The organism is Bacillus cereus group sp. BfR-BA-01382 (assembly GCF_022663475.1).
Classification (GTDB): domain Bacteria; phylum Bacillota; class Bacilli; order Bacillales; family Bacillaceae_G; genus Bacillus_A; species Bacillus_A thuringiensis_S.
Map to the genome: position 1 here is coordinate 1 of NZ_JAKUFQ010000053.1, position 11,790 is coordinate 11,790.

Sequence of the window (11,790 nt, forward strand, 5' to 3'; positions counted from 1 at the left end):
TGGTCCATCAACTACATCTGCAGTTATCCGTCAATTAAATCCTCCAGAATCTTATTTAGTATATATAAATGAAAATGGCTGGTTAAACCTTGGTGGAAATCAGTGGGTATATAATGATCCATCGTATATTAAGTATACTCAATATTAGGAATTAAAATGATAATGCAATATGGATGCGTATCTTTGTTATGTATAACTCAGATACGCATTGTAATAACAACATAAATTTTCATACTTATACACTATATGTTAAAAAGAAACATTAGAAAAGCCAATAGAATCGAAATGGTATATATTAAAAAAGTTTTCTGATATACATTGACAATGTATGTAGTATACATTAATCTTTAATTGTTAATGATAATCGATTTCATCTAGGGAGGACATATGATACATACTAAAAAACTAATTATGTTCTGCATTATGATACTCATGGTTGTAATTGCAGGATGTAGTAAAGAAGAGAAAAAAGAAAATGATATATCAGCTAAAGCAAAAGATTCATATACGGTCAAGCATGCAATGGGCGAAACGACAGTAAATGGTACACCTAAAAAAGTTGTTGTTTTAACAAATGAAGGTGCAGAGGCTCTCCTAGCTGTGGGCGTAACGCCAGTGGGGACTACGAAACCACGTGCTGGTGATGAATGGTACCCTCATGTAGCGAAAGAATTAAAAAATACGGAAGTTGTAGGAACTGAACGTGATATTAATTTAGAAGCAGTAATGAAGCTTAAGCCAGATTTAATTATCGGAAATAAAATGCGTCACGAAAAAATATATGATCAGCTAAAAGAAATCGCACCAACTGTTTATGCAGAAACATTACGCGGTGATTGGAAAGAAAACTTTACGCTTTATACAAAAGCTGTAAATAAAGAAAAAGAAGGGCAAAAAGCTCTTGATGATTATAAAAAACGTATTGAAGGAATGAAAGAGAAGTTAGGCGATAAATTGAATTCTAAAGTTTCTATTATTCGTTTCGTGCCAGGTGATGTTCGTATTTATCAAAAAAACTCATTCTCGGGAGTTGTTTTAAATGATATTGGATTTAAACGACCACCATTACAAGATAAAGATGATTTTGCGATAAAAGGAATTACAAAAGAGCAAATTCCAAATATGGACGGGGACTACTTATTTTATTTCACGTCTGATAAAGATGCAGATAAGAATAATGAAGGAAATTCGTTAGCAAAGGAATGGACAGAAGATCCACTCTTTAAGCAACTACAGGCTTCTAAAAATAATAAAGTATTCCAAGTGGATGAAGTAATCTGGAATACAGCAGGCGGTATTAAAGCTGCGAATCTTATGTTAGATGATATTGAAAAATATTTCCTTAAATAAATGATAAAATACATCACTTTTACGAAGTGATGTATTTTTTGTTCGTGAAAATACAGAAAATTCCTTCTTTAAGGGTGACATAAGTTGTACAATAAAATCAATCATGTGATAAAGGAGTGGGGAAGAATGAAAGCTACTCATAAAGAGTGGATCTTGTTTAATGGGAGAATGATTAATACGAAGGAAGAACAGCCGATGGTCGCATTAGAAGAGCGCGGCTTCCAATTTGGTGATGGTATTTATGAAGTATTTAGACTATACGATGGCAAGCCTCATTTATTAGATTTACATTTGGAACGATTCTTTAACTCTATGGCAGAAATAAAACTAATTCCACCATTTACGAAGGAAGAATTAGTGGAAGAGTTACATCAAATGATTGAAAAAAATCAATTTCAAGAAGATGGGAATGTATATTTACAAATATCAAGAGGTGCACAACCACGCAATCATGTATATGAATCAGATTTACAACCGACATATTTTGCAAATCTTGTTTCGTTCCCAAGACCAGTTGCTTCAATGAAGGCAGGGATTAAGGTAACGGTAGAAGAGGACATCAGGTGGAAGTTTTGCCATATAAAATCATTAAATCTTTTACCAAATATCATGATTAAAAATAAAATAAATGAACAAGGGTATCAAGAAGCAATATTAGTACGAGATGGCATTGTGACTGAAGGGTGTCATTCGAATTTCTTTATGGTGAAAAATAATAAATTGATTACACATCCGGCTGACAATTTCATTCTACAGGGCATTACGCGGCACTATGTTATTACATTAGCGAAAGAGTTACATATCGAAGTAGAGGAACGAGAGTTTTCATTACAAGAAGTATATGAGGCTGATGAGTGCTTCTTTACAGCGACGCCGCTTGAAATATTCCCAGTCGTTCAAATTGGTGATGAACAGTTTGGAAACGGCGAAAGAGGACCAATTACAAAGAAACTCCAAGTGGCATATGAAGAAAGTATTAGATTGTTTAAAGTTATGAAATAATATTGAAGAAAAAAGCTGATATTCCTTCAGCTTTTTTTCATGATATAATTCAAGCGTAGGACAAGATTTGAAAACGCTGTAAAAAGGGGATTTAATGTATGAATTATGAAGGTTTTAAAGAAGTAATTCACGGAAGACGAAGTGTTAGAAAGTTCACAGAACAAGAAGTATCTACTAATGATATAAAAGAAATAATTGATTGTGCTCGTTATGCACCGAGCGATACGAACTCACAAACGTGGGAATTCTTGGTCATTATGAACCGAGAGAAGATTAAAGAAATTGAACAAATGACATGGGATGCTTTACATAAACTTGCGGCAAAAGCAACAGATAATGGAGAAGAGAAAGCAGGGAAATTACTTACGCGTTCTTTCGGACCATATGCGACAGCTTTCTCTGAGGCACCAGTATTAATCGTATGCTTGGCAACACCATATGAATCAAAGTTTCGTGAAAAGATATTTGATCCCATTGCTTTTGTTCCAGATTCAGTTTGGGAAGAAGAAGGGATTAAGAGTAGCTGTTTAGCGGCACAAAACTTAATGTTAGCTGCACATGCAAAGGGACTTGGTACTTGTCCAATGACAGGGCCAGTATTGCTAGCTCAAGATGAACTGCGCCAATATTTACAAATTGAGCCTGAAAAACAAATAAATATGGTTATTTCACTCGGATTTCCGAAAGATAAGCCAAAAAAACTTCCAAGAAAAGAAGTAGAAGAAATCACAACATTTGTTTTTTAAAGTGCAAAATAAAAAGACATTGGACATATCAATGTCTTTTTATTTTGGAGCGGGTATTATATCGATTTGTTGGGCTAAAATGATAAATAAGAAGGAATTACTATTTATTTCATAAAAAAAATTAATGTTCTATTAAGGAAAGTATGATACATTAATCGTGAGCAAGCTTCTATATGTTCATAAAAGTTTTAAAAGTTATTTTTGTATAATAAATTATAATCAAATGACAGGGGGGATGAATTTTGAAAAAATTCATAATCACTGGATTGTCTGTATTGTTATTAGTAGGTTGCGGTGCTCCACAGGAAAAAGAGGACGCGCAATCAAAACAGGAAGAACAAGTTGTAAACGCAAGTGATGAGAATATGGTTGTATTTCCTGAAGGCGCAATGTCAATTGGAGAAGGGAAAGTAAAAGTTATTACTCCAGATGGTACTTCTGAAAATGGAAATATACCGACTGTATTCATCAAAAAGGATACTTTAATTCAGCAAGTTGAATTAGAACTTTCTAATTTTCAAAGTGATAAAGAAACATTCATATTTGTAGATCAAATGTATACAGATAAACATCAAGTAACTAGTACAACACAGACAACAGTACAATTAAAAGAAAAGACGCTGGAAACAGGTAGTCATACAATTACTGCAGTTCAGTATGAAAACAATGACCCGAAAGGAAAGGTTATTAGTTTTAATCAAGCAACATTTGAGACAAAGCCTGCGTCTTAATCAGAATAAAAAGTACATTACTCAAAAAAGTAGTGTGCTTTTTTGTTTGGATGGAATGGTGTAATAGGGAATAATTTATTTCGTTTTCTAGTACGATTAAGCAGTAAGGAATCACTTGTTACTACTATGATGGAGAAAAAGGTTGAAGGTATGAATCGATATGTTCGTATCTTCTTGATTAGTATAATCATGTCAGTAATTTGGTTTACTATACAAGACGTTAATCAACTTACGTTTAATTATCAAACTTATGACTTGTTAATGGGAAGTATATGTTTTGTCATTGTGTGCCTGTTTTATGATAAACTTTGATTAAGATAAGTTTTACAAGAAAAATGTAGGTATTTCATTTGAAATGTCGAATAGTACATACGATGTCGTAATAACAAATTTTCTATTGTTTACTGTGAAACAGGAGAAGGGGAGATAGTAGTTATGAAACGAGCTCTTATTAATATTGATTATACATATGATTTTGTAGCGGAAAAAGGCGCTTTAACTTGCGGAAAACCAGGTCAAGAAATCGAACAGGAAATTGTACATATAACGAAGCAATATATTGAAAATGGAGATTACGTAGTGTTTGCAATTGATAAACATGAAGAAAATGATGAATATCATCCCGAAGCGAAATTATTCCCTCCTCATAATATAGCAGGTACAAATGGTAGAGACTTATTCGGTGAGTTGCAAGAAGTATACGAAACATATAAAAATGCTGAGAATGTATATTATATGGATAAAACGCGATACAGTGCGTTTGCTGGAACAGATTTAGAGATGAAGTTAAGAGAAAGAGGAATAGAAGAAGTTCATCTTGTAGGTGTTTGTACTGATATTTGCGTTCTTCATACAGCAGTAGATGCGTATAATAAAGGATTTAAAATTGTTGTTTATGAAAAGGCAGTTGCATCTTTTAATGCGCAAGGGCATGAATTTGCACTTGGACATTTTAAATCTTGTTTACATGCAGAAGTGAAATGAAAAAGAGGCCTTTAAAAAGGTCTCTTTTTTGCGTTTAAACCGAGACGACATTTTGCTCAATTAATTTTTTTATGAATGGACTAATATTTTGTGGTAGCTCATTTAAATTAAAAAACTGTACATGTAATGATTCGACTCGATCAGCTTGTAGCGAGCCACCTGTAATATCTTTGCAAAGGTAAGCGATTGTCATAGGGTAAAATTCATCTCCGTTCGGTAATTTCACAAAAAATTCTTTACCTGAAAATACACTTACTAGCTGAAGTGTACCAATTTCAATTCCTGTTTCTTCAAGTACTTCTCGTCTTCCAGCTTCTTCTGTAGATTCACCAAGTTCCACAAAACCTCCTGGGACACCCCACATGCCATTTCGCCTTTGTTGTAGTAATATTTGTCCTTGTTCATTGAAAACAGCTACCGCAACGCCTGCTAAATTGAGTGGCCTTGATCCAACAACTTCTCTTAGTTCTTCAATATATCCCATTGGTTGTAACCTCCGTGAGTAATAATATTTTCAAATGAACTATTCGATATAATGTAAATGTTTTCCTTTTGTTGAGATGAGTAGTGTAGTTTTAAAGTAAAGTCATAAAAAATTTCAATTGCCAGCTCCCTTTAGGTTATGAAAAAGGGTATATTTATAGAAGAATGTCTAATGAATTTAAAAAATATAGCGGCTTTGTATAGAATTTTTATTAGTTAAGGAAGTGGATGGATGAGTTTATTAACGTATACTGAAGAATTTTTTAATTATGTAAGGGAGTTTTTACTTTTAAGATTTTTGCTATTTGCTTTAGTTTTAATCATTATTTCGTTTGTAATAAACCGTATTATTGATTGGTTTTTTAGGAAATCAAGCTTTTTTGATGAAGAGGTAGAGCAGACGATTCAAAGTGTAATTCGATCTATTTTTAGATATATCATTATCATCAGTCTTATCATATATTTAATTAGCCAATTTGTAGATATAAAAAGTATTATTGCAGGTGCAGGGATAGCTGGAGTTGTCATCGGTTTTGCTGCACAACAGATGCTAAAAGATGTTATATTAGGCTTTGCAAGATTAGCGGACAAAGAGTTTCGAGTTGGTGATTTTGTAACTTTTAACGGAACAAATTCAGGAACTATTGAAGAGATTAGTATTCGTTTTATGCAAATACGTGAATGGTCAGGAAAATTACTTACCATCCCACACGGAGAGATTAGAACGATACAAAATTTTAATAAAGGATGGATGCGTGTAATTGAACGCATCACGGTAAGTTATCAGGAAGATCCAACAAGAGTGAAGGAATTGTTAGAAGAAGTATGTGTTATATGCAATGAAAAATTGGATCAAACTCTTTATAGAGTAGAGGATGAGGCTGTTGAACCATTTAAATACGTCGGTGTTACAGACTTAAATCCTAACCTGAAATATGTTGGCTATGAATTTTGTATTACAGGTTTAATAAAGCCAGAAGATTATTTTGAAACTTCTAGACAAGTAAGATTTGAATTAATGTCTATATTCCATAAGAATCAAGTGCAAATGCCGGCAGCGAATATGGTTGTTACTACTGAAAGTTTACAGCATATTCATGGTGGACAATCTTTATCGGACAGCTAAAGTAGAATCGCTTGTTAACAAAAATTCTGATTCCAACATTGGATAGAATAACAATAATAAAATGATTGATATAAAGAAAGGGCTGAAGGAATTCGGTTCTTTTTTTATTTATAGAATTTAGAAATTTCTTAATGTTATAATTGTAGTTGGTGATGAGAATGAACTTTGAAGAAAAAGAGATGCATCGTTTAGAAGCATTAAAAGAAATTGCTGAATTATTAAATGAAGCAACAAACTTACAGGATATGTTAGAAAAAGTGTTGCATACATTGTTACAAGTAATGAATTTACAAACAGGGTGGATATTCTTTATTGATGAAAGTGGAAAGCATAGCATGCTTGTAGACGAAAATTTACCAGAGGCTCTTACGTGGCAAGAGAAGAAGCCGATGTGTGAAGGAAACTGTTGGTGTGTAGAACGTTTTGTGAATGGGAGATTAGAAAAAGCGACTAATATTATTGAATGTAAGCGAATAGAAGATGCAATTGAATGTAATTGGGGAGAGACAGAAGATGTTACACATCATGCGACAATTCCGCTTAGGTCTGGATCAGAGAAATTTGGCCTATTAAATGTAGCCGCGCCTCATAAGACACATTTTTCTGAGGAAGAGTTAGCGTTATTAGAATCAATTGCATTTCAAATTGGAACGACAATACAACGTATTCAATTAGTTGAGAAAGAACGTAAATATGTAGTGGTAGCGGAAAGAAATCGACTTGCACGTGATTTACATGATTCAGTAAAACAATTGTTATTTTCTATTATGCTAACAGCAAAAGGTACTTTGAATATGACGCAAGATAGAGAATTGCAAGAGATGTTAAGTTATATTGGAGAATTATCACAAGAAGCATTACAAGAGATGACGTTATTAATTTGGCAATTAAGACCTGAAGGATTAGAGAAAGGATTAGCAGAAGCAATTCAAAATTACGGGAAGTTGTTAGGAGTTCAAGTGGAAGTTCGAATTGATGGGATGGTTTCAATTGGGGATGAAATAGAAGAAGTTTTATGGCGTATTAGCCAAGAGGCGCTACATAATTGTAAAAAGCATGCTTCGTGTGAAAAGGTACATGTTCTTTTAAAAATAGAAAATAACCAGTTATTTTTTTACATAGAAGATAATGGAATAGGATTTATACAAGATCAAGTAAGGGAGTCAGCACTTGGCCTGAAAAGTATGAAGGAACGTATTCAATTAATGAAGGGATCGTTTCAAATTATAACAGAGCTGAGAAAGGGTACAAAAATAGAAATTCAATTGCCGATTTGAAGGGGAGAATAAGATTGAAGATTAAATTGCTATTAGTTGAGGATCATCATATCGTTCGAAGAGGACTTGTATTCTTTTTGAAAACGAGAGGAGAATTTGAAATTATTGGGGAAGCGGAAAATGGCGAAGAGGCATTACATTTCGTGCAAAAAGAAAAACCAGATGTCGTACTAATGGATGTATCAATGCCGAAAATGGATGGAATTGAGGCGACAAAACGTCTAAAGCAATACGATGAGACGATAAAGGTACTTATATTAAGTAGTTTTTCAGAGCAAGATTATGTTATACCAGCACTTGAAGCTGGAGCAGATGGTTATCAATTAAAAGAAGTACAACCTGAGCAACTTGTCGCTTCTATTATTGCAGTACATCAAGGAAATGCGAATTTTCACCCGAAAGTAACACCTGCATTAATGGGGCGTTCCGCAGTAAAGAAGGAAATAGAAAATCCTTTTTCAATGTTAACGAAAAGAGAGCAAGAGGTACTTCGTGAAATTGCGAAAGGAAGAAGCAACAAGGAGATTGCAGCAGAACTTCATATTACAGAACAAACTGTGAAAACACACGTTTCAAACGTTTTAGCTAAATTGGAAGTGGATGATCGTACGCAAGCCGCATTATACGCAGTGAAACATGGGGAGAATTATTCATAAGTATGAATAATTCTGTTATATCGTATGACAGAATACATAGGAGCAATTAAAATTTATAGTAATCCCTAATATAGGTTTTTCTTCTTTTAATAATTAGGTACAATAAAGTGAAACTCTAATCAGGGGGGACCATCCTCACTGATGATTAGTTAAACTAATCGATTTTTACAGGATAAAGCTACGATGGAAGGGGAAGATATGCTATGCCTGGTACAAGAAGTGGGATTGGAAAGATTCAGGCTTCGTTAAATGGTTTATCACCGAAATTGCGAAGTATTGCCGAACATATTTTGAAACATCCACAAGATGTTGTACATAAATCTATTACAGAATTAGCTGAAGTTACGAATAGTTCCGAAGCTACGATATTCCGCTTATGTAAACACCTTGGTTTGCAAGGTTTTCAAGATTTAAAGATTACATTAGCCCGTGAAATTGTACATACACCAATGCAAAATATTCATGAAGAGGTATCAGCAGAAGATAGTATGGTAACTGTTGCTAAAAAAGTTTTTCATTCGCATATTACAGGACTGCAAGATACTTTACATTTGCTAAATGAAACAGCACTTGAGCAGGCTGTACGAGCCTTGCAAGAAGCAAGTCGAATTGAGTTTTATGGAAATGGTGGCTCTGGTATTATTGCGATGGATGCGTATCATAAGTTTATGAGAACGGGTATTTCTTGTATCGCTCATACTGATTCGCATTTTCAAATTATGGGAGCAGGTTTACTCTCGAAAAATTCAGTTGTTATTGGCATTTCTCACTCTGGTAGCAATAAAGGATTACTTGAAGCATTAGAAGTAGCGAAAGCAAGAGGGGCCAAAATTATTGCGATTACGAGCTATAAGAAATCAGCATTAAGTCAACTTGCTGATATAACGTTATATACATCAACACGTGAGACTGAGTTCCGCACAGAAGCAAGTTCATCACGATTAGCACAGTTAAGCTTATTAGATACTTTGTATGTAGGGTTGTCGTTGCAGCGACAAGAGGAAACGCTTAAAAATTTACAAAGTATACGTGAAACGATTTCGATGAAGCGAATATAAAAAAGCTCTTCAAATGAAGAGCTTTCAGACTGTGGACAAACTATTTTTGGAGAGTTCAAATGCTAAAAATAGTTTGTCTCGTATTTTATGGATAATTTATCCAATTGCATTTATATGTAGTGCTTTCTATATATAATTTACTATAAGTGAGGAAGGTGTCTTATGAAAATATCCGTTTATGTTGCAAGTGCATTTAGCAAGGATCATAAAGGCGGAAATAAAGCAGGAGTGGTATTTATTGAGAATACAAATACATTGACCACTACTCAAAAAATGACAATAGCGAAACAACTGGGTTATGCGGAAACCGCATTTATATCAGAATCTGAAATTGCTGATTATAAATTTGAGTATTTTACTCCAAAAGAAGAAGTTGATTTATGTGGTCATGCCACAATTGGCTCTTTCGCGATACTGATGCATTTAAATAAAATTTTCAAGAATCGCTATACGATTGAAACGAACAGCGGTGTTCTTACTATTACCATAACAGATGACATCATATTCATGGAACAAAATAAACCGATATTCTATGATGTTGTATCTCCAAATGAGTTCACCGACTGTTTTGACATTAAAGATATAGACAATAAATACCCAATCCAAATTGTCTCCACGGGCTTAAAAGATATTTTAATTCCTATAAAAAGCGAAACACAATTACATGCACTGCAACCTAATTTTGAAAAAATTAAAGAAATCAGCAAGTATTATAATGTTGTTGGGATGCATCTATATACTTTTAATGACAATCGAATTATATGCAGAAATTTTGCTCCACTATACGACATTAATGAAGAAGCAGCGACTGGAACTTCAAACGGTGCATTAGCTTGCTACCTTTATGAACAGCACTATTTGCAAAAAGAAGTCTATGTATTTGAACAAGGTTATTCTTTACACTCGCCTTCCGAAATATTAGTTAAATTAGCAACCAATAGCAAAAATAAAATAGAAAAAGTTTATGTTGGCGGTAAAGGCTATTACTGTGAAGCTAAGTGTTTAAATGTAGAAAATATTGAGTAAAGAGCTTTTTTTTATCGTTGAGAAGTTTGTTAATTTATTTTCTTTTCTTTTAGAAATGTATGACTTACATATAGTCAGTGATAAACTCTCATTTTTAAAAATTAAAAATAAAGACCGATTTGTGTAATGATTCAAATATTGTTCATAATTTCACAATTTGTTTATGAAGTGTCATGTTATGATGAACATGTAATGATGATTGAATACTTAAATTTGGTACGGTAACTAGCCAAAGTAGTGAGGAAAGTAGTTGTGAGATAAACTCATTAAAACGCTAGAACACTAAAGGGGAGATCACATATGAAAGCAGTAGTGGTTAATAAAAACAGCAAAGCAAACATCGAAGTGGTTGAAAAAGAATTACGTCCGTTACGCTCAGGTGAAGCGTTAGTAGATGTAGAGTATTGTGGAGTTTGCCACACTGATTTACACGTTGCGAATCATGATTTTGGTAACACTGATGGCCGTATTCTTGGTCATGAGGGTGTAGGTATTGTTACGAAAATAGCTGATGATGTTAATTCGCTAAAGATAGGTGACCGTGTAAGTATTGCATGGATGTTCCAATCTTGTGGACGTTGTGAATATTGCGTAACTGGTAGAGAAACATTTTGCCGTGAAGTTAAAAACGCAGGTTATTCAGTAGATGGTGGTATGGCTGAACAATGTATCGTTACAGCTGATTATGCGGTAAAAGTACCAGAAGGATTAGATCCTGCTCAAGCATCATCAATTACATGTGCTGGTGTAACTACATATAAAGCTATTAAAGTATCAGATATTAAACCTGGTCAACCTATTGTAATCTATGGCTGCGGTGGATTAGGTAACTTAGCTATCCAATATGCTAAAAATGTATTTGGTGCAAAGGTAATCGCAGTAGACATTAATGACGACAAATTAGCCTTAGCGAAAGAAGTTGGTGCTGATATGACTATCAATCCAATTTCTCAAGGTCCTGCTGATAAAATTGTTCAAGAGGAGCTTGGTGGCGCTTATGCTGCGGTAGTAACAGCAGTCTCTAAAGTAGCCTTTAACTCAGCAGTTGATGCAGTACGTGCTTGCGGTAAAGTAGTTGCAGTAGGGCTACCAGTAGAAACAATGGACTTAAACATCCCGCGACTTGTACTGGATGGAATTGAAGTAGTTGGTTCTCTAGTTGGTACTCGTAAAGATTTGGAAGAGGCGTTTATGTTTGGGGCAGAAGGAAAAGTAGTGCCGGTTGTTCAAACTTGTTCGCTAGATAAAGTACAAAATGTATTCGAAGAAATGGAACAAGGTAGAATTCAAGGGCGTATGGTAATTGATTTTAAAAAACATAATTGTGATTGCAAATAATTCACTTTAAATA

General features: G+C 34.0%; 12 protein-coding genes and 1 pseudogene. 12 read left to right on the top strand and 1 reads right to left on the bottom strand.

The window, feature by feature from the left end:
- From MR160_RS19825 to MR160_RS19855, 6 genes and pseudogenes are all read left to right on the top strand, one after another.
- A pseudogene (locus MR160_RS19825) lies at nt 1-148 on the top strand (N-acetylmuramoyl-L-alanine amidase); the annotation flags it as partial.
- A gap of 239 nt (nt 149-387) precedes the next feature.
- Entirely contained in the window at nt 388-1,350 is a 963-nt protein-coding gene (locus MR160_RS19830; RefSeq protein WP_000581983.1) for an ABC transporter substrate-binding protein, read from the top strand.
- Between the two features lie 126 nt (nt 1,351-1,476).
- Nucleotides 1,477-2,352 carry a D-amino-acid transaminase gene (gene dat / locus MR160_RS19835; protein WP_242297888.1) on the top strand — a complete coding sequence of 292 codons (876 nt, stop codon included), beginning with the start codon at nt 1,477-1,479 and terminating at the stop codon, nt 2,350-2,352.
- Between the two features lie 98 nt (nt 2,353-2,450).
- Entirely contained in the window at nt 2,451-3,098 is a 648-nt protein-coding gene (locus MR160_RS19840; RefSeq protein WP_001105348.1) for a nitroreductase family protein, read from the top strand.
- A gap of 242 nt (nt 3,099-3,340) precedes the next feature.
- Nucleotides 3,341-3,829 carry a putative periplasmic lipoprotein gene (locus tag MR160_RS19845; protein ID WP_000713494.1) on the top strand — a complete coding sequence of 163 codons (489 nt, stop codon included), beginning with the start codon at nt 3,341-3,343 and terminating at the stop codon, nt 3,827-3,829.
- 435 nt (nt 3,830-4,264) lie between these two features.
- Complete coding sequence (locus MR160_RS19855) at nt 4,265-4,813, top strand: cysteine hydrolase family protein (RefSeq protein WP_000816791.1); 549 nt, start codon at nt 4,265-4,267, stop codon at nt 4,811-4,813.
- A 34-nt stretch (nt 4,814-4,847) separates the two neighbouring features.
- Here the strand turns inward: MR160_RS19855 and MR160_RS19860 are convergent, their stop codons facing one another.
- Complete coding sequence (locus tag MR160_RS19860) at nt 4,848-5,297, bottom strand: NUDIX hydrolase (protein ID WP_000540506.1); 450 nt, start codon at nt 5,295-5,297, stop codon at nt 4,848-4,850.
- A 231-nt stretch (nt 5,298-5,528) separates the two neighbouring features.
- Between MR160_RS19860 and MR160_RS19865 the strand changes: the two genes are divergently transcribed.
- From MR160_RS19865 to adhP, 6 genes are all read left to right on the top strand, one after another.
- Nucleotides 5,529-6,422, top strand: a complete 894-nt coding sequence (locus MR160_RS19865) for a mechanosensitive ion channel family protein (protein WP_000055429.1) — start codon at nt 5,529-5,531, stop codon at nt 6,420-6,422.
- 158 nt (nt 6,423-6,580) lie between these two features.
- Nucleotides 6,581-7,699 (top strand): two-component system sensor histidine kinase CasK, encoded by a 1,119-nt coding sequence (casK, locus tag MR160_RS19870; protein ID WP_001008458.1) that lies wholly within the window; start codon nt 6,581-6,583, stop codon nt 7,697-7,699.
- A gap of 14 nt (nt 7,700-7,713) precedes the next feature.
- On the top strand, nt 7,714-8,355 hold the full coding sequence (gene casR / locus MR160_RS19875) for a two-component system response regulator CasR (protein WP_000694653.1): 642 nt from the start codon (nt 7,714-7,716) through the stop codon (nt 8,353-8,355).
- A 203-nt stretch (nt 8,356-8,558) separates the two neighbouring features.
- Nucleotides 8,559-9,413: a MurR/RpiR family transcriptional regulator gene (locus MR160_RS19880; protein ID WP_001119645.1), complete on the top strand. Its 855-nt coding sequence runs from the start codon at nt 8,559-8,561 to the stop codon at nt 9,411-9,413.
- 162 nt (nt 9,414-9,575) lie between these two features.
- Nucleotides 9,576-10,439, top strand: coding sequence for a PhzF family phenazine biosynthesis protein (locus MR160_RS19885; protein ID WP_000704326.1), 864 nt, complete (start codon nt 9,576-9,578; stop codon nt 10,437-10,439).
- Between the two features lie 300 nt (nt 10,440-10,739).
- Nucleotides 10,740-11,777, top strand: a complete 1,038-nt coding sequence (gene adhP / locus MR160_RS19890; protein ID WP_000649140.1) for an alcohol dehydrogenase AdhP — start codon at nt 10,740-10,742, stop codon at nt 11,775-11,777.
- Nucleotides 11,778-11,790 lie beyond the last annotated feature (13 nt).